This window comes from Thalassobaculum litoreum DSM 18839 (assembly GCF_900102465.1).
GTDB lineage: Bacteria > Pseudomonadota > Alphaproteobacteria > Thalassobaculales > Thalassobaculaceae > Thalassobaculum > Thalassobaculum litoreum.
Map to the genome: position 1 here is coordinate 216,530 of NZ_FNBW01000010.1, position 22,992 is coordinate 239,521.

The 22,992-nt window shown below is 68.5% G+C and carries 21 protein-coding genes and 1 tRNA gene; 9 read left to right on the forward strand and 13 right to left on the reverse strand.

Annotated elements, in window-relative coordinates:
* Positions 1 to 2 precede the first annotated feature (2 nt).
* The 3 genes from BLS34_RS17120 to BLS34_RS17130 all read right to left on the reverse strand — a co-directional run bounded on the left by BLS34_RS17120 (position 3) and on the right by BLS34_RS17130 (position 3,724).
* Positions 3 to 2,342, reverse strand: coding sequence for an SEL1-like repeat protein (locus BLS34_RS17120; RefSeq protein ID WP_139189372.1), 2,340 nt, complete (start codon positions 2,340 to 2,342; stop codon positions 3 to 5).
* A 79-nt stretch (positions 2,343 to 2,421) separates the two neighbouring features.
* Positions 2,422 to 3,177, reverse strand: a complete 756-nt coding sequence (locus tag BLS34_RS17125) for a hypothetical protein (protein WP_028796092.1) — start codon at positions 3,175 to 3,177, stop codon at positions 2,422 to 2,424.
* A gap of 142 nt (positions 3,178 to 3,319) precedes the next feature.
* Positions 3,320 to 3,724 carry a hypothetical protein gene (locus BLS34_RS17130; RefSeq protein WP_028796093.1) on the reverse strand — a complete coding sequence of 135 codons (405 nt, stop codon included), beginning with the start codon at positions 3,722 to 3,724 and terminating at the stop codon, positions 3,320 to 3,322.
* Positions 3,725 to 3,818: 94 nt separating this feature from the next.
* Between BLS34_RS17130 and BLS34_RS17135 the strand changes: the two genes are divergently transcribed.
* Positions 3,819 to 3,893 (forward strand) — tRNA-Gln (locus BLS34_RS17135).
* Positions 3,894 to 3,897: 4 nt separating this feature from the next.
* Here the strand turns inward: BLS34_RS17135 and BLS34_RS17140 are convergent.
* A complete protein-coding gene (locus tag BLS34_RS17140) occupies positions 3,898 to 4,734 on the reverse strand; it encodes a class I SAM-dependent methyltransferase (RefSeq protein ID WP_093152140.1) in 837 nt (278 codons plus the stop codon).
* 54 nt (positions 4,735 to 4,788) lie between these two features.
* Positions 4,789 to 5,619: an MBL fold metallo-hydrolase gene (locus BLS34_RS17145; protein WP_028796095.1), complete on the reverse strand. Its 831-nt coding sequence runs from the start codon at positions 5,617 to 5,619 to the stop codon at positions 4,789 to 4,791.
* A 248-nt stretch (positions 5,620 to 5,867) separates the two neighbouring features.
* Here BLS34_RS17145 and BLS34_RS17150 point away from each other — a divergent pair, with 248 nt between their 5' ends.
* Positions 5,868 to 7,085 (forward strand): MFS transporter, encoded by a 1,218-nt coding sequence (locus BLS34_RS17150; protein ID WP_175474262.1) that lies wholly within the window; start codon positions 5,868 to 5,870, stop codon positions 7,083 to 7,085.
* Positions 7,086 to 7,161: 76 nt separating this feature from the next.
* Here the strand turns inward: BLS34_RS17150 and BLS34_RS17155 are convergent, their stop codons facing one another.
* From BLS34_RS17155 to BLS34_RS17165, 3 genes are all read right to left on the reverse strand, one after another.
* Positions 7,162 to 7,851, reverse strand: a complete 690-nt coding sequence (locus BLS34_RS17155; protein ID WP_028796097.1) for a response regulator transcription factor — start codon at positions 7,849 to 7,851, stop codon at positions 7,162 to 7,164.
* A gap of 122 nt (positions 7,852 to 7,973) precedes the next feature.
* The gene (locus BLS34_RS17160) at positions 7,974 to 8,279 is read right to left on the reverse strand and encodes a DUF427 domain-containing protein (protein ID WP_093152146.1); all 306 of its coding nucleotides are present in this window, start codon (positions 8,277 to 8,279) and stop codon (positions 7,974 to 7,976) included.
* Between the two features lie 20 nt (positions 8,280 to 8,299).
* On the reverse strand, positions 8,300 to 9,166 hold the full coding sequence (locus BLS34_RS17165) for an alpha/beta hydrolase (protein ID WP_028796099.1): 867 nt from the start codon (positions 9,164 to 9,166) through the stop codon (positions 8,300 to 8,302).
* Positions 9,167 to 9,279: 113 nt separating this feature from the next.
* Here BLS34_RS17165 and ribA point away from each other — a divergent pair, with 113 nt between their 5' ends.
* Entirely contained in the window at positions 9,280 to 10,476 is a 1,197-nt protein-coding gene (gene ribA / locus BLS34_RS17170; RefSeq protein WP_028796100.1) for a GTP cyclohydrolase II, read from the forward strand.
* Positions 10,477 to 10,690: 214 nt separating this feature from the next.
* Positions 10,691 to 11,605: a hypothetical protein gene (locus BLS34_RS17175; RefSeq protein WP_093152151.1), complete on the forward strand. Its 915-nt coding sequence runs from the start codon at positions 10,691 to 10,693 to the stop codon at positions 11,603 to 11,605.
* A gap of 113 nt (positions 11,606 to 11,718) precedes the next feature.
* Here the strand turns inward: BLS34_RS17175 and BLS34_RS17180 are convergent, their stop codons facing one another.
* The 5 genes from BLS34_RS17180 to BLS34_RS17200 all read right to left on the reverse strand — a co-directional run bounded on the left by BLS34_RS17180 (position 11,719) and on the right by BLS34_RS17200 (position 17,563).
* On the reverse strand, positions 11,719 to 12,420 hold the full coding sequence (locus BLS34_RS17180) for a YggS family pyridoxal phosphate-dependent enzyme (protein ID WP_093152153.1): 702 nt from the start codon (positions 12,418 to 12,420) through the stop codon (positions 11,719 to 11,721).
* Positions 12,417 to 14,327 carry a tetratricopeptide repeat-containing sulfotransferase family protein gene (locus tag BLS34_RS17185; protein WP_093152156.1) on the reverse strand — a complete coding sequence of 637 codons (1,911 nt, stop codon included), beginning with the start codon at positions 14,325 to 14,327 and terminating at the stop codon, positions 12,417 to 12,419. Before BLS34_RS17185 ends, BLS34_RS17180 begins: the two co-directional genes overlap by 4 nt.
* A 4-nt stretch (positions 14,328 to 14,331) precedes the next feature.
* Positions 14,332 to 15,180 (reverse strand): sulfotransferase domain-containing protein, encoded by an 849-nt coding sequence (locus tag BLS34_RS17190; RefSeq protein WP_093152158.1) that lies wholly within the window; start codon positions 15,178 to 15,180, stop codon positions 14,332 to 14,334.
* A gap of 3 nt (positions 15,181 to 15,183) precedes the next feature.
* A complete protein-coding gene (locus tag BLS34_RS17195; RefSeq protein ID WP_093152161.1) occupies positions 15,184 to 16,380 on the reverse strand; it encodes a JmjC domain-containing protein in 1,197 nt (398 codons plus the stop codon).
* A gap of 115 nt (positions 16,381 to 16,495) precedes the next feature.
* Positions 16,496 to 17,563: a porin gene (locus BLS34_RS17200; RefSeq protein WP_093152163.1), complete on the reverse strand. Its 1,068-nt coding sequence runs from the start codon at positions 17,561 to 17,563 to the stop codon at positions 16,496 to 16,498.
* Between the two features lie 423 nt (positions 17,564 to 17,986).
* On the opposite strand from BLS34_RS17200, the gene BLS34_RS17205 reads away from it, so the two are divergent.
* From BLS34_RS17205 to BLS34_RS17225, 5 genes are all read left to right on the forward strand, one after another.
* Entirely contained in the window at positions 17,987 to 18,451 is a 465-nt protein-coding gene (locus BLS34_RS17205) for a DUF3576 domain-containing protein (protein ID WP_342664905.1), read from the forward strand.
* Positions 18,452 to 18,514: 63 nt separating this feature from the next.
* A complete protein-coding gene (leuS, locus tag BLS34_RS17210; RefSeq protein WP_093152166.1) occupies positions 18,515 to 21,079 on the forward strand; it encodes a leucine--tRNA ligase in 2,565 nt (854 codons plus the stop codon).
* Between the two features lie 15 nt (positions 21,080 to 21,094).
* Entirely contained in the window at positions 21,095 to 21,616 is a 522-nt protein-coding gene (lptE, locus tag BLS34_RS17215; protein WP_093152168.1) for an LPS assembly lipoprotein LptE, read from the forward strand.
* A 7-nt stretch (positions 21,617 to 21,623) separates the two neighbouring features.
* The gene (gene holA / locus BLS34_RS17220) at positions 21,624 to 22,673 is read left to right on the forward strand and encodes a DNA polymerase III subunit delta (RefSeq protein WP_028796106.1); all 1,050 of its coding nucleotides are present in this window, start codon (positions 21,624 to 21,626) and stop codon (positions 22,671 to 22,673) included.
* An 88-nt stretch (positions 22,674 to 22,761) separates the two neighbouring features.
* A partial coding sequence (locus BLS34_RS17225) for a helix-turn-helix domain-containing protein (RefSeq protein WP_175474263.1) occupies positions 22,762 to 22,992 on the forward strand: 231 nt, incomplete at its 3' end.

The window sequence follows — 22,992 nt, forward strand, 5'->3', positions numbered from 1 at the left end:
CTTCAGTTCAGGCGCTGGCGCAGGCTGCGCGACGGCAGGCCGGTGGCCGGCAGGCCGTTGTCGCTCTGGAACTTGCTGATCGCCGCCCGGGTCATCGGCCCGGCGATACCGTCCATCGGCCCGTCGTAATAGCCAAGGGCCGAAAGACCCTCCTGGATCTCGGCGATGTCCGGCGCACCGGTCGGCGTATCCAGCATGAGCCCGGCCGGCGGACCCAGCGGCGCCTCCGGCACGCCGCCAGCGGATTTCACCCGAAGCCACTCCTGCGCGGCCTCCGCCCCGGCCTTGGCGGCGGTGTACATCTTGCGCTCGCGCTCCAGCTCGTCGGTCTCGAACCGGGCGAGTTCGTAGAGCCCGGCCGAGACCCCTCGGTCGGCGGCCCGCTGAAACCACCGTTTCGCTTCCGCATCGGATTGCGGGATCCCCTTGCCCAGGGCATAGAGCCGGCCGAGATTGTACTGGGCCAGCGAATACCCCTGCTCCGCCGCGCTGTGATACCAGAGCAGCGCGCGGGTCTCGTCCTCGGGCACGCCCAGACCCCGCTCGTACATCACGCCGAGATTGAACTGCGCCACGTCGAGGCCGTTGATCGCCGCCTCCCGGAACCAGGTCGCGGCTTCCCCCGGGCGCGGCTCGGCGGCCCGCATCATGCCGGCCGCCACCTCGAACTGCGCCGCGGGATTGCCGGCCTCGGCCCGGCTCAGGGGTGCTGTGCCCTGCGTCACGGGCGCGGCGGCGGCCGAGGCCCGGCGCGGCGGCTCGCTCAGCGCCGGGGCCGGTGGCGGCGCGACCGGGCGCGGATCCACATCGATCGGCTTCTCCGGCAGCGGCGGGGCGGGCTGCACCGCCGGCTCGGGCGGGGTCACGGCAGCCGTCTCCGCCGGCGCGGGTTCGGTCGCGGGCTTGCCGGCCTGACTGTCGGTGCCGGCAGGGGGGGTGGCGGCCGCCGGGCTGGCGGGTTCCGCCGGCGGCGCGGAGGCGACGGTTTCCGGCGGCGGCGCGGGTTGGGGATGGGATTCGACCCCGTCCTGCGGCACATGCGGGTCGGAGCCCACCAGATGCATCACCCAGTCGGTTGCCTCCACCAGGGCGAGGTGGACACTGGTCTCGGCCTCGGCCAGCCGGGCGCCGACCGCCCCCAGGCTCAGGGTGCCCTGGCGATGGGCGGTCCAGGCGGCGCCGCCGAGCAGCGCCAGGACGAGGGCGGCGGCAATGGCCAGCCGGCCGCGACTGGCGAGGCGCCGCGGCGGCAGCGGCTCCGGGATCGGCTCGCCCGAGAGACCCAACGCACTGGTGTCGATCGGGTCCGCGGGGAAGTCATAGGCGGGCGGCGTCGGGTCGGGTCGTTGCGGTTTCGATACGACCTCGGACTCGGGCGCCGGCGGCGCCGGGATATCGTCCGGGGCGGTCTGCTCGGTCGGCTCCCAGGTCTCGACCGCAGCCGTCGCGGCATCTAGATCGGGCCTTTCCGGCTCCTGATCGGAAGTCTCTCGCGGCCGATCCCGGACTTCGTCGGCCGCATCGGCCAAGGCGGCGCGATCGAGCTCGAAATCCGGGCTCCAGTCCTCCGGCGGACCCGGTGGAGGTGCCGGAACCGGCTTTACATTCCGTTCTATCGGCTCGAAATCGTCATGTTCTTCAGACGGTTCGATCGGCGGCGGCGGTATCGGCCGAAATGCGATCGGTGTCGGCCGAGGCCGCTCCGGCGGGGCCGTTTCCTGCGGCTCGCTGTCCCAGACATCGTCTTCTGAGGCGGACGCCGAATCGCCGCTGACCGGATCTTCGGCAACCGGATCGTCAGACACCGGCGCCGGCGGCTCGGCGGGCGGCTCCGGGGTCCGGATCGGGCGGAAGGCGATCGGCGTACGCACGGGCGCCGCCGGCGCCGCCTCGGCAGGAGCAGACTCGGCAGGGCCGGCCTCGGGAGAGGTCGGACCTGGGTCCGCCGCAATTTCCGAGGGCGCGAACTCTCTGGGTGCGCCGGGCGGCGGCAGGCGCTCCGCCTCGCGCTCCAGCGCCACCACCCGCTCGGCAACGTCCTTCAGGGCATAGCCGATCGGCCGCAGCCGGGCCTCGAACAGGCGCTCGCCATCTGAGATTCGGCTGAAGATGGCCTCGACCGTGTCGGCGCTGATCCCGTCGACCCGCTGCGGCGCGGCGGCGCCCGGGGCGCCGTCACGGCCGGCGGGAACCGGTATGCCCCGGTTGGCGGAGTCCGACTTGATGGCGTGGTCGATCCACTCGCCGATCGTCATGCCGGAAGCCGCCGCCGCACGACGCGCGATATCGCGCGTCGCCTGGTCAACTCCCTTTACGCTCCAGGCGGTGGCGTCTCGGGACACCTTACCCTCACTACCGGCATCAATACCGCATCATAACGTGGTAGCGATGATCATGGAAGCAAGCCGAAATATAACGGGTTTACCGGGATTTCCGGCGGAACAACCGACCGAAGAATCCGGGCTTGCGCTTGCCGGGAAGGACGAAGGCCTCGACCACCCGCATGCGGTCGACGAGCTGCTCGATCCGGCGCGCCAGACCGTCCAGGGAGTCCGAGGTGTCGGCCGGGATGCGCCGCACGAAGCGGTCCATCTCCAGAAACTCCGTCTCCAGCCGGTCCATCTTGCGGTCGACATCGCCCAGGCCGCGGGTATTCTCCAGCGCCTCCAGCCGGTCGGTCAGCTCGGCGATGCGGCCGGAGATCGACCGGATCCGCTGGTCCAGCTCGGCGATGTCGTCGGGCTTGGTCTCCAGCCGGCCCTCGACCGCCCGAACGCGGTCGCGCAGGGCGGCCAGCCCTTCGGTGTGGCGACTCTCCTCGCGTGCCAGGATGGTCTCGCGGGCCTGGCGCCAGTTGCCCGGGCCGAAGCCGAAATCGGGATGGTCGGTGGCGCGGCGGCCCAGTGACGGATCCCCCTGGACCGGCCCCCCCCGCCGACGGTCGTTCTCAGGCGACACCGCCCGGGCCGACGGGTCCGGCTGGCGGTCGGGTGCGTCGAGGCTCCCGCGGTCGACGATCTGGCGGCCGTCGACCGGTGCTCCGCCGGCGGACGCCTCGCGAATCCGCCGCGACAGCCACGCGCCGATGGGTTCGCCGCTTTTGCGCGCCTCATGCTTGGCGACCTCGCGGTCCTCCCGCGAGACACCCTTTATGCTCCATGGCGACGATCCCGACATCGACCTGTCACCCTTCCTCGCGGACAACTACCGACCCGGTACCGGGATTACTACCCGGTAAGACTTTGGCCGCATTATACAGAAATCACTGCGAAGGGGCAGAGATTTGACGAGATCGCAGGGCCGCCGTCCCGCACGCGGGTCAGTCGCGGCCGTGGGTCCGGCGCTCCAGCCGGCCGATGCGGTCGGCCAGCTTCTCCACCACGTCCTCCAGCCCGTCGAGCACATCGAGCAGCCGCGCCTCGCTGCGTTCCAGGCGCTGGTGCACACCGGCGATCAGGGCGGCATCCTCGACCACGCCCTGCGCGCCGCCGGACACGAGGGAACGACCGGTACCGTCGCCGTCATCCCCGATGTCCTGCAGTGATTCGGCCGGCGTCAGGGGTCGTCCCGAGGCTTCGGCCGCCCCCACCCGGCGGATCACATGGCTGAGCCATTCCCCCATGGTCGCCTCGTGATCGGCTGCCGCGGACTTGGCGAGATCGCGGGATTCCGGGGTCACGCCCTTCACACTCCAGGGCAGTTTGGCCTTGCTGCGCGTTGCCACGGTCAGTCTCCGGCTAGGGGCGGACGGCACCGCCATGATATCGTAACCTGACGCTTGCTTGAAATGGCATGAGTTGCGTATGTTCCGCCGCGCATGGGGCGTAGCCAAGTGGTAAGGCAGCGGTTTTTGGTACCGCCATTCCCAGGTTCGAATCCTGGCGCCCCAGCCATGACCTATAAGCCGGCCGCGATCCGCTGCGGCGAGCGCTTCACGCACCACAGCGACGTCTCGTGCGCACCGGCCGAAACCGGGATGCGCGCGGCCGCCGACTGCGCCACCAGGCCGGCCAGCCGGGTGCGCGTATAGTGGCTGGAGAACAAAGGCTCCAAGCCGCCCGCCGCCAGCCAGGCGGCCACCACCTGATGCTCGGAATAGGCCCGCCAGTCCCAGGCCCTGGGATAGCCGTCGGGCAGCAGCACGTCGTGAACATGGACCAGCACGCCCGGCGCCAGCGCGGGGATGATCTGCGAGAACAGCAGGTCCACGTCCGAGCCCGGCAGGGCCAGGTGGCTTGAATCCACGAACAGCACGTCGCCCTGGCCAAGCTCGGGCAGGGTCGCCAGGTTGGTTTCCTGCAGTGTCCGGCGGCGCAGGCGCACGTTCAGCGCCGATATGTCGGCCCGCGGCGCCGGGTCGATGCAGTGGATCTCGGTGTCCAGTTCGCCATCGGCGACCGCCTGGGCCATGAACCGGGTCGAGTGGCCCGAGCCGATCTCCAGGATCTTGCCCGGCCGGCCGGCCCGCACGATCGCGTAGGCGGCGGCGCCGTCCAGCCCGGGAAACCAGTCCTGGCCCCAGCGCGGTGTCGGCGGCTTCGCCCCGTGGAACCGCGCGACGATATCGGCGTAGCGGTCGATCGCCGCCAGCACCTCCGCCATCGTCGGCTCGGCGGCAGCGAAGATCGGCTCCAGATTGCTGTAGGTGGAAGGCGGACGCAGCGCGGCGGCATACCGGTGCGGCACGAACACGCCGCCCTGAGCAATACCAAGCGTCGTAGCGACCGCTATCATCCGTTTTTTCAAGGAGTTATGCCTCGCTACCGCGAAGGGGACACAGGGTCGGCATCAGAGGCTGAATTCCACGCCTTCACGCGCCACGAGCGTGCCCGGACGGGCTTCGGCCGCCAGGTCGCCGATCCGGTCCAGATCGGCATCCTCGTGCTTGGGGTCGTGGTGGAACAGCACCAGGGTCCCGACCCCGGCGATGTCGGACAGGCGGACCGCCTCCTCCCAGGTCGAATGGCCCCAGCCGAGATGGCAGGGCAGCTCCTGCTCGGTATAGGTGGAGTCGTAGAACACCAGGTCGGCGCCGCGCATCAGGTCGAGCACATTCTGGTCGTCCTGACCGGCGACGTGCTCGGTATCGGTGACATAGGCGACCGACCGGCCGCCATGGCTGATCCGGTAACCGCAGGCGCCGCCGGGATGGTTCAGCGGCCGAGTGTCGACCCGGATGCCGGGGGCCAGATCGAAGCTGGTGCCGGAGGCGAAATCCTCGAACCGCACATCGGCGCGGAACTCGTCCAGCGGAATGGGGAAGAGCGGCGGCGACATCATCTTGTGCAGGATCTCGCGCAGGCCGAAGGTCTGCTGCAGCCGGGCGGCGCGGAACACGATGCTGTTGCCCGGCGTATAGGCGGGCCCCCAGAACGGCAGACCGGCGATGTGATCCAGATGGAAATGGGTGAGCAGCACATCGACCGGGCCCGAGGGCTCTCCGGACATGGCATGTCCCAGCTCGCGGATCCCGGTGCCGCCGTCCAGGACGATCCGATGGCCGGCGCAGCGCACCTCGACACAGGAGGTGTTGCCACCATACTTCACGGTCCGCGGCCCGGGACAGGGCACGCTGCCGCGCGCTCCCCAGACCTTGACGACCATTGCGTCATCCGCCAACCGACGTCTCCCGTCCTTCTGCCTCGGGCAGCCTGCCGCCGCAGCCCCACATCACCGCGACCCCGCGACGACGCGGCACCCATACCACAGGCATGTTGCCGGAAAAATCCGGTCAGGAACACCTGTACGTGCGCGGTTGTGACGCCCGGCCCGATGGCCCACAGTGGCGGACCCCGCCTGATTCCGACAGCCCCCTCCGGCACCCGTCCCCGCCACTGCACCGAACCCGACCGATGGTCCGACCCGACATGCGACGAACGAACTGGACCGGTATCCTGTTCGGCTTTCTTCTGGCGACGCTCGCCGCCTTCCAGCAGTTCAAGCTGCCGCCGCTGCTGCCCGCGCTCCTGGCCGAGTACGCCTATCCCAAGGTGATGGCCGGCGCCTTCATGTCGATCTACGCGGTGGTCGGGCTGGCGGTGTCGTTCGGGCTGGGCTGGGCGCTGCAGCGCATCGGCACCGTGCCGATCCTGCTCACCGCCTTCGCCACCGCGATCGCCGGCAACGTGCTCGCCCTCGTGCATCCGGAGAGCGCGATGATCATGCTGGCCGCCCGGGGGCTGGAGGGTCTCGCCTTCGCAGTCTTCGCCATCGCCGGGCCGGTCTTCACCAACCGCAGCGCCGGGCCCAGCCACCTGCCCCTGGCGATCGCCCTGTCGGCGATCTGGATCCCGCTCGGACAGATCAGCGCCAATCTGCTGGTGCCGCTCGGCCATCTGGCGGAGGGCGAAGCCTGGGGCGGCTGGCGGCTGTCCTGGATCGCGACCGGGGTGGCGACGGTGCTGCTGGCCGGCTGGATGGTGGCGATCCGCCTGCGCGGCTCGGCCGATCTCGACCTGCGCCGCCCGGCCGGCACGCCCCATGCGCCGTTCTCGCGGGACGAGCGCTGGGCGCTCGCCCTGGCGGCGCTGATCTTCACCCTGTGGTCGACCCAGTACTTCGCCTACATGACCTGGCTGCCGCAGTTCCTGGTCGAGGCGCACGGCCTGTCGGAGGACTGGGCGACGGTCGGGTATTCGGTGCCGGTGGTGATCCTGATCGTGGTCGGCCTGCTGACCTCCATCGCGATCCGCCGCGGCCTGCCCCTGGCGCCGATGTTCGTCGCCTCCATCGTGCTGCAGGCGGCGGTGTGGTGGACGATCCCGTATACGACGACGCTGGGCCCCGGCATCGTCTCGCTGGTCGCCTACGGCCTGGGCATCGGCGTGACCCCGGTCTGCCTGTTCGCCCTGCCGAGCACCATTCTCGGCTCGTCGCGGGCCGGACCGGGCGCCTTTGCGGTACTGATGACGGGACGCAATCTCGGCGTGCTGATCGGCCCGATCCTGCTGCCGCAGATCCTGCTGGTCATGCAGGTCTGGGCCGACGTGACCTGGGTATTCGCCGCCCTGACCACGCTCTGCGCCCTGGGCGCCCTGCTGCTCGGTCTGGGCCTCGCCCGCATGGGCCGTTACCGGCCGGACTGAGCGAATTTAGGGCCCGTTCGGATCCGCAAACAGGGTCAAACGTATATATTTACAGATATACCGATCGGAATTGCCCTTACGGGACAAGCCGATAGCCGCCGGTGTCCGTGACCAGGATCTCGGCGCGGGAGGGATCGGGCTCGATCTTCTGGCGCAGACGGTAGACGTGGGTTTCCAGCGTGTGGGTTGTGACCCCGGCGTTGTAGCCCCAGACCTCGTTGAGCAGGGTCTCGCGGCGGACCATGCGGTCGCCGGCCCGATAGAGGTACTTGAGGATCGCCGTTTCCTTCTCGGTCAGGCGGATCTTGCGGTTCTTGGTCTCGTCGACCATCAGCTTGGCCGCCGGCTTGAAGGCGTAGGGGCCGATGGAGAACACCGCGTCGTCGCTCTGCTCGTGCTGACGGAGCTGGGCGCGCATCCGGGCCAGCAGCACCGCCACCTTGAACGGCTTGGTCACATAGTCGTTGGCCCCGGCGTCGAGGCCGAGGATGGTGTCGGCGTCGCTGTCCTGGGCGGTGAGCATGATCACCGGCGACTTCACCCCGGCCTTGCGCATCAGCCGGCACAGATCGCGGCCGTCCATGTCCGGCAGGCCCACATCCAGCAGGATCAGGTCGAAGGTCGCCGTCTTCGCCGCCTCCAGCCCCTCGGCTCCGGTACCCGCCTCGCTGGTGTCGAATTCCTCGTGAAGCTGAAGCTGCTCCGCCAGCGTGCCGCGCAGCGCCTCGTCGTCATCCACCAGAAGAACCTTGCGTCCCGTCGTCATCGTCATTCCCATCCGGTTTTGCTGCGGCCGGTTATGCTGCGGCGACCCTGCCAAGCGAGCCCCCGCCAAGAAAGCCAATGCCAGCGGACGGCATCAGGTTACCTCAAATCATCGCGCGACGCTCATTCCACCAGTCCGCCCTCGACGCCCTGGACCTCCACGCCCTTCCAGAAGGCGACCCAGCCGGCGATCCGCCGGGCCTTGCGCTTGGGTTCCAGATAGCGCCAGGCGGCGTCCCGCTCCTCCCGGTCGCCCACGCGCACCGTGTAATAGGTGGCGATGCCGCGCCAGGGACAGCCGGTGCGGGTCGCCGTCTCCTCCAGGCAGTCGAGACGCACGGATTCCGGCGGAAAATAGGCGACGCCCTCGATGGTGATGACGTCCTCGGCATCGGCGATGACCTCGCCGTTGAAGGTTGCGGTCGGCATCGTGCCTCCCTGATCGGGTTTCAGAATCCGGGGGACAGCATCTGGCGCAGCATGGCCTGGCACAGCGGGTGGTGCGGATCGCCGAACGCCTCCAGGGCGGTGAAATGGTTGCCGCCCTCCACATCGACCGACAGGGCCGGCTGACCGGCGGCATGCAGCGCCGTCACCAGCTCGTCGCGCTGGCGCAGGTATTCCGGCCCCTCCTCCAGCCCGACCGTGGCGATCAGCGGCGGCAGGCGCTTGCCGCCCTTCTCCAGGTCGCGGGCGATGGCGATCGGGCTCAGCGGCGCCACGTCGTCGGGTGTCAGGTGCAGGCTCTCGTTCAGGTAACACAGGCGGATCGGCTCCAGGTCGTGCAGGCCGGAGACGGAGCAGCCGCCCTTCAGCAGATCCGGCCGGCCCTTGGGTCCGCACAGCATGGCCGCCAGATGCCCGCCTGCGGAATGGCCGGCCACGTGGATCTTGTCGGCCCGGCCCCCGACGCGCTCGGCATGGGCGTGAATCCAGCCGATGGCGGCGGTCACGTCATCCACGATGTCGGCGATCTTGACCTCCGGGCACAGCCGGTACTCTACCGAGACCAGGGTCACGTCGGCGGCGACGAAGGTCGGCGCCAGGAAGTGCACCAGGGTCTTGTCCCGCGTGTGCCAGTAGCCGCCATGGATGAAGGCGAGGATCGGCGCGTCGGGACGGTGCGCCGGGAACACGTCCAGCCGGTGCCGGTCATGCGGGCCATAGGCCAGGTCCAGATCGCAGGACAGTGCGTTGCGCGCCTCCTCGCCCCGGGCCATCCAGCGCTGGCCGATGCCGGCCACGTCGGGCACCTTGGCCTGGTTGTTGTACTGGGCGTCGAGCGCCGCCTGGTCGTATGTCCCGAACACCGCCATCGCTTTCTCCCGTATCGACTTTTTTTGACCCGACCGTTTTAGCATCCAAGCGCACGGGCGTCGTGCGGTCCATTCGTCTTGACCTGACGGGTGCGGCGATCAATATGCCCGCCATGCCCGATGACCGCGATCCCTCCGCAGGCGCCACGCCTGCCCTCACCCAGCCATCCCCTGAAGCCGCCGCCAACGCCCGGCCGTTCGTGCGCGCGACGGGGCAGCTCGCGGTCGACCGCGCCATCGCCGAACTGCGCCGCGGCGGCCTGGTGGCGATCCGCGCCGGCCGCGACCTCGACCGGCTGGCCGTGGCCGCCGGCAGCGAAATGGCGACGCGGGAACTGATGGGCCAGATGTCGGCCATCGCCGGCTCCGAGCCGCGCGTGGTGCTGACCCGCAATCGGGCGGCCGTGCTCGGTTCGGGCACCGAGGCGCCGGCCGTGTCGGTCGCGCTGGGCAACGCCCTGGACGTGGACGCCGTGCTCGACCTGGCCGACCCGACCCGCAAGTCCGGTATCCCGGCCGGGCTAACAGCCCTGCCCGAACGCGCGGACACCCCCGCAACCGCCGCGGTGAAACTGGTGAAGCTGGCCCGGCTGCTGCCGAGCGCGCTGGTCGCCTCGGTCCACGGCATCTCGGCCTCGACCATGACCGCCTGGGCCCGCGAGCGGGCGTTGCTGGTGGTCGATGCCGGCGAGATCGAACGGTTCGCCGAGACCAGCGCCCACCGCCTGATCCGCGCCGCTTCGGCCCGGGTGCCGCTGGCCGATGCGGAACATTGCGAGCTGACCGCCTTCCGGCCGATGGATGGCGGAACCGAACATGTGGCGATCCGCATCGGCGCGCCGGACGGGGATGCCGGCCCGGTCCTGATCCGGATCCACTCCTCCTGCCTGACCGGCGATCTCCTCGGCAGCCTGCGCTGCGACTGCGGCGACCAGCTGCGCGGCGCGATCCGCGAGATCGAGCAGGCCGGGGGCGGCGTCCTGCTGTACCTGGCGCAGGAGGGGCGGGATATCGGCCTGATCAACAAGCTGCGGGCCTATACCCTGCAGGATCTGGGTGCCGATACGGTCGATGCCAACACCACGCTCGGCTTCGACGACGACGAACGGGTCTATTTCCCCGCTGCCGAGATGCTGCGCCAGCTCGGCATCGGCCGGGTGCGGCTGATGACCAACAACCCCTCGAAGGTCGAGCAGCTCGCCGCCTGCGGCGTGGAGGTGGTGGAGCGCGTTCCCCATATCTTCGCGTCCAACCGCCACAACGAGCGATACCTGGCCACCAAGGCATCGCGGTCCGGACACCTGTTCTAGACAGCTCTTTCTAGACAGCTCTTCCGGGCACACGGCGAAAGATTCCGCCCCGGCACCGCACACCCGGCAGTCTCTGCCGCCGGAGCATGGATGCCGCCCTCCTCCCGCGGCCCGGAGCGGCGAGATCGTCCGGAATGCGCCGTTTTCCTTACGCTCACCCCGCCCACAGCCTGGCACGGCGCTTGCGTTACTCCTGGGGACGGAGGAGTGTGCGATGAGCGTGACGGAAGCGACAGCCCAGACAAACCCGAGCTGGTGGTCTCAGAAATGCCAGAGCGGCGAGGCCGATCCGTGTGACCCGGATACCGGCGGCACCAACGACTCGCTGGGCTTTGCCGACCTGCTGGACATGATCAACCCGCTGCAGCACATCCCGGTCGTCAGCACCCTCTACCGGGAACTGACCGGCGACACGATCTCCGAGCCGGCCCGCATGGCCGGGGGCGCGCTGTGGGGCGGCCCTGCCGGTGTCATCGGGGCCCTGGCCAACTCGATCACCGCCGAAGAGACCGGCGGCGACATCGGTGCGACCACCATGGCGATGCTGCGCGGCGACGCGGCGGGCGGCGACCCGGACGGTACCGGTGCCCAGGAGCCGGCGACGTTGGTCGGCGAGATGCCGCAGACCGACACCGCCGACCTGACGGATCCCCTGGTGGGCACCCTGCCCGCCGGCGTGGCCCAGTTTGCCGCCGCCAGGCAGGCAGCCACCGCCGCCGCCGCCGCCTCAGCAGGCACCTCCGCAGCCACCGCTTCCGCCGCGGGCGCCGTGCCTGCGTCGGCAACGGCCGCCGCCCAGGCCGGTTCCCAGGAGTTCTCGGGCTCCGCCGCCAGCCGGCTCGATGCCTTCATCCAGCGCGCCAATGCGGTCCGCGCGCCCGGACCGGCCGTGGCGCGCGCCGGGGCCGACACCGGTCTGAACGTTCAGGTCACCCCGTCGGCCGCGTCGCTGAAGACGGCCCCCGCGCGCGCCGTCGGCGCCCAGGCACCGCAGACCGTCGCCCGCACGGCGCCGACGGAGTCCCCGGCGCCGCTGAAGCTGGCCAGCGACGGGAATACCGATGTAGCCCATTGGATGATGCGCGCGCTGGACCGCTACGAGTCCATGAAGACCCAGGAGCAGTCCTAGAGGCAAATCCGACCATACTGAATCATGAAATGGTTCAGTATGGTCGGTGAGTTTGTCTCTAAAACAATGAGATAGAACAGACCGCTCTCCAACTCATTGGAGACAGATCAAATTCAGTCGTAGTCGCGCGCCCCGAAGATCGCGGTGCCGACCCGGACATGGGTCGCGCCCATCTCCACGGCGGTCTCGAAATCGCCGCTCATCCCCATGGAGAGGTTGGCGACCGCGTTGCGCTTGGCGATCTCGCGCAGCATGGCGAAGTGCAGGGCCGGGGTCTCGTCCACCGGCGGAATGCACATCAGGCCGACCACGGCGAGGCCGAGATCGTCCCGGCATTCGGCGATGAAGGCGTCGGCCTCGGCGGGCGCCACGCCGGCCTTCTGTTCCTCTTCGCCGGTATTGACCTGGATGTAGCAGGCCAGGCGGCGGCCCTGCTTTTCCATCTCCTTGGCCAGTTCCCGGGCGAGCTTCGGCCGGTCGACGGTCTGGATCACGTCGAACAGCTCGACCGCCTCGCGGACCTTGTTGGTCTGCAGCGGGCCGATCAGGTGGAGTTCGATCCCCTCATACCGAGCCCGGAAGTCGGGCCACTTGCCCTTGGCTTCCTGCACACGGTTCTCGCCGAACACCCGCTGGCCGGCCATCAGCGCCGCTTCGACCCGCTCCAGCGGCTGGACCTTGCCCACGGCGATCAGCGTCACCGTCTCGGGATTGCGCTCCGCCGCGCCGGCCGCCTTGGCGATCGAGGCTCGCACGGTGTCGATATTGTCGGCGATCCGCCGCACCAGATGCGGATCGACCGGGTCGGCGCTCATGTCTCTTCCTCCGCGTATCCATATCGCTGAATCTCGGCCGACAGCCCCTCGGCGATCAGCGTCATCACGCTAGCATAGCGCCGCCACCGGGCCAGCGCCGTGCGATAGATCGGCTGGGTGACCTGCGCCGCGCTCGGCGTCGCCAGCACCCCGCGGCCGCGGGCATGGTCGTGAAAGGCGAGCATCCCCGGCTCGAAGGGCAGATCCAGGAACCCGGTGATCCGGCGGGCCTCGCGCTCCAGATCCGCGACCACATCCTCGTAGCGCACGGCGATGGCCGGCGTTTCGACCGCTGCGACATAGCTTTCCCACGCGGCGAAGGTGGCGCGGTACAGCGCCGCCGCCCCGTCCAGTGTGGCGAATGCCGCCATCCAGTCGTTGAGACCGAAATTCTGCATGAAGCAGGACAGCACCACGTCGCAGGGATGGCGCAGGGCGAGGATGAAGCGCGCGCCCGGAAAGACCCGGCGGATCAGCGCCACATGCGCCATGTTCAGCGGCATCTTGTCGACCGTGTAGCGCGTGCCGGTCCGGCTGGTATGACGGGCCAGGCGGCTGCGGTAGTGCTCGCGTAGCTCCTCGATTTCCCTGGGCTGCAGACGAGGCAGATCCGACGGGTAGTGATGGCCGGAAAGGGCGAGGTCCGCGATCATCGCGGCGATGAGCGGGCGCTCCTCGATGACCTCGATCCGTGAATGGGCGTCGAGCACCTGATCGAGCAGGGTGGTCCCGGAACGGGGAAAGCCGACGACGAAGAGCAGGTCCGATCCGGCGTCGCCCTCGCCGACGGGCGGTCCGGCGCGGTGGAGATCCGTCAGCGCCGCGAGTTGGGCCAGCGCCCGGGCCGGATCGCGGCGCGGCCGGGCCGTCGCCATCTGCTGATCGTTCGCGTCGGTGAAGGCGGCGAACGCCGCGTCCGTGCGCCGCGCCGCCTCCAGGGATCGGGCCCGCTCGAACAGCAGCAGATGGCGCACCCCCGCCGGGCTGCGGGCGAGCCAGGCATCCACCAGCGCGAGGGCGGCCTCGGGGTCGCCCCGCCGCCGCGCCACCGCAGCCCGCACCAGCGCCGCCGCGGCGGTGTCGGGGGCGACCGCCAGCGCCCGCCGCGCCCAGCGCTCCGCCCGGTCCAGATCGGCCGCGTTCTCGGCGATTTCGGCGATCAGCGTCAGGGCCGAGGCCTGTCCGGGAGCGGCGAGAACGGCGCGCTCGACTGCCGCCCGCGCCCGTGTCCCGTCGCCGGCCGCGCGATGGGAGGCCGCCATCTGGCGCCAGAGAACGCTGTCGAGCGGGTGGCGAGCGAGGTGATCGGTCAGCAGACCGACCGCCCGGTCATGCTGATCGAGCTGGCCGTACAGACCCGCAAGCCCGACCACCGCCTCGCTGCCGGCGCCGCTCTCTACGGCGCGCACCAGTTTGCCGACCGCCGCCTCGAAGCGACCGAGACGCCGCAGGGCCGTTCCGTGATTGGTCAGGACGGCCGGGTCGCCGCCGGCACCCTGGCCGGCAAGGCGGTCGTAGGCGGCGACGGCCTCCTCGAGGCGATCCGAGGACAGGGCGGTGTCGCCGGTCAGCCGGAGGACGGCGGGGTTGGCGCGGACCTGGGCAGGCAGAGGCGAGAGCAGCCGGTAGGCACCGTCGGGATCGTCCAGCGCCAGCCGGACCTGGGCGTGATTGACGAGGATCTGCGGATCGCCGGGCTGGCGTCGGGCGGCGGCGGACAGCAGGCGGTCGGCGGCGGCGAAACCGCCGGTGCCGGCCTCCAGCATGGCCAGGCGGAACAGGGCCGCGCCGGGGACGGCCCGGTGCTTCAGCAGAAGATCGTGGACCGGGCGGGCCGGCGCCGGATCTCCGGAGGAGAGGGATTTCTCCAGCGCGGTTCTGGCCTTGGGCGGGAGCGGGCCGGCCATGGCATCAGACCGTCGGCTTGCCGTTCTTGTCGATATACCGCAGCTCCCGCAGGACGTCGCCATGGACGTCGATCAGCTGGGCGACATGGGCGTCCGACAGGCTCTTGCGCCACCCGCCGACCTTGCCTTCGCGGAAGAAGGTCTGATCCGAGCGGACCCGCTCGCGGAAGCCGGCCTGCTTCTCCTGGCGGGAGACTTCCTCGAAATTGCTGAACCGGATCGCCTTCTTGATCCGCTCCGGAGTGGCCGGGATGTTCAGGAACTTGACGATGCGGGAGAATTCCTTGAACGGCTTGGACCGCAGGTCCTCGTAGCGCAGGACCAGCGGCTCGAAGCCCGGCACGCCGGTCCAGCCCCGGTAATGCTCCCCCCAGGGGCCGAGATACTGGACGATCGCCGCCTTGGTGGTCGGCGTGTGCATGGTATCGCGGCACAGTCCGTCCACCACCTGTTCCATCGTGCCGTTGTAGTGGGCGGCGAAGGACACGGCGACGTCGAATACGTTCCGCACGACGTAGATCGCCCCCATGGTCTGCTCGAGGCCGATGATCGGAATGTCCCCGGCAAAACCGATGCGGTTATGGGTCTTCACGATCGAGGTCTCTGGCCGGGAGGCGAGCTTCTGCTGCAGCACGGGGCGCAGCTGGTCGAGCTCCTGGTCGGTCATCTCGTCGATCGGCCGCTGGGTCAGCGACTGGTAGAGATCCCGCTGGGCGTCGCCGAAGGAGACCACGTTGAGCTCGTTGATCGACACCGGCGCCGCGCCGTTTCGGAAGAGATTCTCCAGGAAGATCCGGATCCAGGTGTTGCCCGATTTGGGGTAGGAGGCCAGCCAGAGGATTCCGCCGGACATCGGTCAGACCTGCACCGGAAAGATGACCTTGTTCTGGATCAGGGCCTGGATCAGCGTCCGGCCCGCCTCGCCCCGCTGTCCGTGGGCTTCGGAGAGCTCGGAGAGCCAGAATTCCTCGCGCTCGAGGATCCAGGCGAGCATCTCGCGGTCCGCGGCGGCGCGCTGGAACGTCTGGCCGCGATGGGTGACCGTCAGGCCGTCCCCGGCGCCCTGAACCACGGGTGCATAGCGCGAGACGAAGAAATATCCGTCGGTATCGCGCTCCGGGAAGCGATAGTCCGCGACCTTGTCGAAGATGCGGTCCTTCTGGAAGCCGGCCACGAAGTCATGGAACGCCGGATCGGCAAGCACCTTGTTCACGGTCTGGCCGATACCCTGGAGATAGGCGGCAAGCGCCGCGCGATCCTCGAAATGCGGCAGCCGCTTGCGGAAATACTCCTGGCCCTGCATCTCGCGGGCGAGCATCTCCAGCACCGCGACCCCGACCGCCGGCGTCGAGCCGAAGGACAGGTGCAGCGAGGCCGTGTCGGTGGCGAGCGCGTCGTGATACAGGCCGCGCGGCAGGTAGAGAATGTCGCCCGGCCGCGTGGTCACCTGCTGCGCCAGCTTGCCCTTCATGCGGTCGTGCTGCTCGGCGGTGAAGTCGCTGGGGCGGCTGCCCGGGACGAAGGACGCCTCCGGAAACCGGCCTTCGTAGAGGTTCCAGGTCTTCTCGCCTTCGATCTGCAGGGCGAAGACGTCCATGCAGTCGAAATGGGAGGCGTAACCCCGCACCGCCTTCCAGGAGCAATAGGCGTTGCAGGACGTGTTGGCCCCGGTGAGCCGCTCGAGCGCCCGGGAAACCGACGCGATCCGAGGATCGATCCCTTCCAGGAAATCGAGGACGAAGGTCGCCCCCTTCTGCAGCAGGGCGGTCACCTTGCCCCGGTCCGGCCGCAGGCCGGACTCGCCCTGGCGCCCATGTCCCGGCCGGCAGAACTGGGCCGCCGGCAGCACCTTGCCGTCCAGCGCCATCTCGATCGTATGCCCGTCCCAGAGCTTCGGGCGGGCCAGCAGGTCGTTCATGTGCGACCAGGAGAACACCGTCTCGACGCTGCGGACAGCCCCGGCCTCGTAATACGGCGCCTTGTCGAAATACTGGTCGAGAAAGCGATCGCGGTCGATCGCGCGGAACAGCCGGTCGAAAGTAACGTCGGTCATCGGAGCCCTGGGGTCGGTCGCGTGTCAGAAGTGTTGGCCAACCGATAGCCTATCCGGGCGCAAAAAAGAAGGGAGCCGCCCGAAGGCGGCTCCCCAAATCAGACTGTCTTCTGGATTAGAAGGACAGACGGATACCGGTGACGAAGTAGGTGGCCTCGATCTCGTCGGAGCCGGCAGAACCCTCGTCCTGGAACTCAGCATAGCCCAGGGTCGCAGCGGCGGTGACGCCCGGGCCCAGAGCATACTTGCCCGACAGATGGAAGGTGTCCTGCTCGGAGCTGTTGTCAACTTCGCCATGGAAGTAGGACAGGCTGACGCCGAACGGGCCGGTCTCGTAGGAGACGCCGAGGTTGTAGGCCTGACCTTCGGTCGCGCCGTCCTCAGCAGCGTAGGACGCGCCCACGCCGAAGCCGCCAACACCGAGGGTCACACCGGCGCTGTAGCTCTCCGGCTCATCGGTGCCCGAAGCGGACTCCATGAAGGTGCCGTAGCCGCCGGACACGCCGAGGGACACGCCGCCGAAGTCGCCGGAGTAGTTGGCGCCGAACGTCACCATGTCGGAGACGCCGGTGTTGCGGTCAACCGGAGCGTTCGTGTCCTGGAGGTTGTCCGGGGAGTACGACGCACCCAGCTGGAAGCCGGCGAAACGCGGGGTGTAGTAGGTCAGCTTCTCGGAGTCGTTCGCACGGCCCGGCTCGACATAGGTCGAACCCAGAACGCCGCGGAAGTAGCCGGAGCCGGAGACGTTGCTGCCCGAGAGAGCCGCCCAGTCGCCCTGGTCGCCGGAGTTGATGCTGATACCGAAATCGCTCGGGGCGTAATGCATCTTGTACATCGCCGAGTTTTCGGAGCCCAGGTTGATCTCACCGAACGAGCCCCTCATGATCAGATACGACTCGTCGATCTGGTCAGAGCTGTTGCTGTTGGCCTCGAGCTGGACGTTGATACCGAACTCGATACCGTTATCCAGGGTCGTGGAGCCCTTGAAGTGAATTTCAGAGTCGGACTTGACGTCGAAGCCGTCAACGTCGCGGCCGGTGGAGTCGTCGACCGACGTGTAGCCGAACCACTGCTCCATGTAACCGCCAACCGAAACCTGCAGCTTTTCAGCGGCCATGGCGGACGGTGCGGCAATCAGGCCGGCGGCAACGATGGCCGTCGAGCCGAGAAGAACCTTCTTCATTCCCCATCTCCCGAGTTCGAGGTGTTTTAGGGTCCTCGGTCCATCTGGAAAAAGCGAAACAGCACGCCCGCCATCCCTGACCGATGGCCAATTGCTACAGGGCTCTACGGACCACCGTCAACTCGGCTGACGCCGCTCCGGGTGCAAAACTGTCTCAATGTGGCGGATATGTCACAACGCCGACACGGGAATCGCCACCTTCCTGAAGCGCCTGGGACGAGGATTTATGCGGCTGTCCGCATGGCATTGACGGAGCGAGGGACAGCATCGTTCGGCGATCATTGCGCCGGGCGCTCTGCGTAGGTAAAGAAGTGGCTGCGAACTTTGGACAAGATTGTGATGGCCGGTTCTCGATCGACTTTTAAGAATGCTGTTGGCGCAGGCGTGCTCTGCCTATTGGCCCTGTCGGCCTGTGGAACGGACGTGCCCGTCGAGTACGAGTACCCGACCACGGGTCCCAACGGCCTGCCCACCTATGAGAAGCAGGAAAGCCTTGCCGGACCGAGCGGGCTCGACCTGTTCTCTCTCGGCCAGGGCGACCAGAACAATCAGGGCGGGGGCGGCGTGGCGGTCAACGCCTTCCTGTGGCGGGCGTCGCTCGACACGCTGTCCTTCCTGCCGCTGTCCTCGGCCGATCCGTTCGGCGGCGTGATCATCTCCGACTGGTACAATCCGCCGGAAAGCCCGAACGAGCGGTTCAAGGTCACGGTCTATATTCTCGACCGCGCCCTGCGTTCCGACGGCATCCGCGCGAACGTGTTCCGGCAGACCCGGAGCAATGCCGGGGACTGGCGCGACGCGGCGGTGGACGAAAGCCTGGGCAAGGATCTTGAGAACACGATCCTCACCCGCGCCCGTCAGATCCGGATCCAGCAGGCGTCGCAGTAGGTCGCACGAGCCGGTGCCGCGCGTGCCCGTGGCCCCATGCCATCACTAAGAGAGCAGCACGTCATGGCGCGCTATAACGTCAAGGAAACCGAGGCCCGGTGGCAGTCGCGCTGGGCACAGGACGGTTGCTTCGAGGTCGAAGCCGATCCCGCCAAGCCGAAATACTACGTCCTGGAGATGTTCCCCTACCCGTCGGGCCGCATCCATATGGGCCATGTCCGCAACTACACGCTCGGCGACGTGGTGGCGCGGTACAAGACGGCGCGCGGCTTCAACGTGCTGCATCCCATGGGCTGGGACGCCTTCGGTCTGCCGGCGGAGAACGCGGCGATCGAGCGCGGCGTCCACCCGCACAAATGGACCCACGAGAACATCGACGCCATGCGCGAACAGCTCAAGGGCATGGGCCTGAGCTACGACTGGCGCCGCGAGGTCGCGACCTGCGATCCGAGCTACTACCGCCACGAACAGAAGATGTTCCTGGATTTCGTCAAGGCCGGGCTGGCCTATCGCAAGGAGAGCTGGGTCAACTGGGATCCGGTCGAGAACACCGTTCTGGCCAACGAGCAGGTGATCGACGGCAAGGGCTGGCGCTCCGGCGCCCCGGTCGAGAAGCGCAAGCTGAACCAGTGGTTCCTGAAGATCACCCAGTATGCCGAGGACCTGCTCGGCGCGCTGGACGGGCTGGAAGGCCGCTGGCCGGACAAGGTCCGGCTGATGCAGCACAACTGGATCGGCCGCTCCGAAGGCGCGCGGGTCCGCTTCCAGCTGGTCGGCCGCGACGACAGCCTGGAGGTTTTCACCACCCGGCCGGACACCCTGTTCGGCGCCAGCTTCTGCGCGGTGTCGGCCAACCACCCGCTGGCGGCCGAGATGGCCGAGGGTAATGAGGAGCTGCAGGCCTTCATCGCCGAATGCAACCGCATGGGCACCAGCGAGGCCGATATCGAGACCGCCGAGAAGCGCGGCTATCGCACCACGCTGGAGGTCGAGCACCCGTTCGTGCCGGGCAAGACCCTGCCGGTCTATGTCGCCAACTTCGTGCTGATGGAATACGGCACCGGGGCGATCTTCGGCTGTCCGGCCCATGACCAGCGCGACCTGGACTTCGCGCGCAAGTACGATCTGCCGGTGCTGCCGGTGGTGCTGCCGCCGGAGACCGACCCGGCCACCGTCACCGTGGCCGACGAGGCCTATACCGGTCCGGGCAAGATCTTCAATTCCGACTTCCTGGACGGGATGGACATCGAGGCCGCGAAGTCGGAGGTCGCCGGCCGGCTGGAGACGATCGGCCGCGGCGAGCGGACGACGACCTGGCGCCTGCGCGACTGGGGCGTGTCCCGCCAGCGCTACTGGGGCTGCCCGGTGCCGATGATCCATTGCGAGAGCTGCGGCGTGGTCCCGGTGCCGGAGGACCAGCTGCCGGTCGAGCTGCCCGAGGATGTCGAGTTCGACAGCCCCGGCAACCCGCTGGACCGCCACCCGACCTGGAAGCACACCGCCTGCCCGTCCTGCGGCGGCGAGGCCCGGCGCGAGACCGACACGTTCGACACGTTCTTCGAATCCTCCTGGTATTTCGCCCGCTTTACCGACGCGCAGGGCGAGATCGCCTTCGACCGGGACGCGGCCGACTACTGGCTGCCGGTGGATCAGTATATCGGCGGCGTGGAGCACGCCGTGCTGCACCTGCTGTACGCCCGGTTCTTCACCAGGGCGTTGCGCGACTGCGGCTATCTCTCCATCGCCGAGCCCTTCGCCGGCCTGGTCACCCAGGGCATGGTCTGCCACGAGACCTACCGGGCGGACGGCCGCTGGCTCTATCCCGACGAAATCACCAAGACCGACGGCGGCGACTGGGTCACCGTCGACGGCGGCAAGCCGGTGACCGTCGGCCGTGTCGAGAAGATGTCCAAGTCGAAGCGCAACACCGTGGACCCGGCCAACATCATCGGCAGCTACGGCGCCGACACGGCCCGGCTGTTCATGCTGTCCGACAGCCCGCCGGAGCGCGACCTGGAATGGACCGAGGCCGGCGTCGACGGTGCCTGGCGCTACATCAACCGGGTCTGGCGCGAGATCACCGAATGCCCGACCGCCCTGCCCGCGGCCGGAACGCCGAAGCCCGCCGAGCTGTCGGCCGAGGCCGAGACGGTCTACCGCGCCTGTCACAAGACCATCCTGGCGGTGGCCGACAGCATCGAGCGGTTCCGCTTCAACAGCGCGGTCGCCCAGGTCCGGGAGCTGTCGAACCAGATCTTCTCCCTGGCCGGCACGGGTGCCGGCGAGGCCTGGGTTCTGCGCTTTGGCTTCGAGACCCTGGTCCGGCTGATGGCGCCGATGACCCCGCATCTCTGTGAGGAGCTGTGGCGCCAGCTCGGCCATGACAGCATGCTGGCCACGGCGGCCTGGCCGGAGGCCGACGCGAGCCTGGCGGAGAACGACACTGTCACCATCGCGATCCAGGTCAACGGCAAGCTCCGGGCCACCATCGAGATGGCCAAGGACAGCTCCAAGGACGCGATGATCGAGCAGGCGCTGGAACAGCCGAACGTGATCAAGCTGCTGGAGGGCAAGAGCCCCCGCAAGGTGATCGCGGTGCCCAACAAGATCGTCAACGTGGTGGCCTGAGCGGTGGCGCGGCCGATGCGGACATCCGCCCTGCGCGCCGCCGCGGTCGCTCTTCTCCTGACCGGCGGCGCCCTGTCGGGCTGCGGGTTCCAGCCGCTCTACGCAAAGGACCCGACGCAGAGGACGGTCTACAATCAGGGCTTCCCGCAGGTCGATGTCGGGCCGATCAACGACCGGCTCGGACAGATCCTGCGCAACGAGCTGATCGACCGGATCAACCCGCGCGGCGTCGCCCGCAACCCGGCCTACCGCCTCGACGTCTCCGCCAAGGAGCGGCGCTCGGATATCGTGATCCTGCGGGATTCCACGGCCACCTTCGCGAAGTTCATCGTCGAGGTGAACTGGCGGCTGCTCGACCTGCAGAGCAACGAGGTGGTCACCAAGGGTAGCAACCAGCGCACCTCCAGCTTCTCGATCAGCTCGTCGGAATACGCGATCCTGCAGGCGGAGAAGGACGCCCGGCAGCGCGCGGCGACCGAACTGGCGGAGGATATCCGCCTGCGGCTCGCGCTCTATTTCAACCGCACCGAGGGGTGAGACGGCGATGAAGGTCGCCGCCAACGGTGTGGAACGGTTCCTCAAGGACCCGCCGCCGGGGGTCCGGGCGGTGCTGGTCTACGGCCCCGATACCGGCAAGGTCCTGGAATTCGCCAAACGGATCGCCCGCACCGCGGTCGACAATCTGGACGACCCCTTCAATGTCTGCGAGCTGGACGGCGACGACGCCACCGGCGATCCGGCCCGGCTGTCGGACGAGATGCATGCGCGCTCCCTGATGGGCGGCCGTCGCCTGGTGCGCCTGCGCAACGCCGGCGACAAGACCAGCGACGCGATCGTCAACGCGCTGGACGGCGACACCGGCGACACCCTCCTCGTGGTCGAGGGCGGCGACCTGAAGCCGTCCGGCGGTCTTCGCAAGCTGTTCGAGGCTAAACGCGAGGACATCGCCGCCCTTGCCTGCTATGCGGATACCGGGCGCGACTTGGCGACCATGGTTCGGGAAACCCTCGCAGCAGGCGCCGTGAAAATCGAGCCGGAGGCCGAAAGGTTCCTCGTCGAGCACCTGGGCGGCGACCGCATGGCGAGCCGAATGGAGGTCGAAAAGCTCACCCTTTTGGCGGGACAGGGTCAGACCATCGATCTCGATCTGGTTGTTTCGGCGATCGGCGATAGCGCAGCGCTGGATATTGACGCGCTGATTTCGGCCGCGGCCGAGGGACGGCCGGACGCGATCATGAGCGGGCTCGACCGCGCCTTCCGCCAGGGCGAGGCATCGGTGCGGATCATCCGCGTGGCGATCACCTATTTCCAGCGCCTGCATCTGGCCCGTGCGCGGATGGCCGATGGGCGCAATCCGGCCGATGCGGTCAAATCGCTGCGCCCGCCTGTCTTCTTCCGCACCGCCGACGGCATGGCCCGCCAGCTTCAGCGATGGGATCTGCGCAGCCTCGCCTCGGCCCTCGCCCGGCTCGGCGAGGCGGAGATCCGCTGCAAGACGACGGGGTATCCGGACGAGGCCGAATGCGGTCAGGCGATGATCGATGTCGCAAGAATGGCAGTCATGGCGGGACGGCGCGCGGGGCTTCGGCGCTAGAGCATTTTCGCACCTGAGGGAATCGTAGGGGATTCCGTTTTTGGCACGAATCTGATTCACCATCATGGCTGGGGATTGGAGGCCAGCCATGATGACGCGAGCCTTTTCCGATGACCTTCGAGAACGTGTGATCCAGGCGGTCGAGGGCGGGATGTCCCGCCGTGCGGCGGCAGAGCGCTTTGGCGTCGGTGTGTCGACCGCGATCAAATGGGTGCAGAAATGGCGATCGACGGGGACCTGGTCAGCACGTCCGATGGGCGGTGATCGGCGATCTGGTCGGATCGAGGCCGTTGGCGACGAGATTCTCGATCTTGTTGAT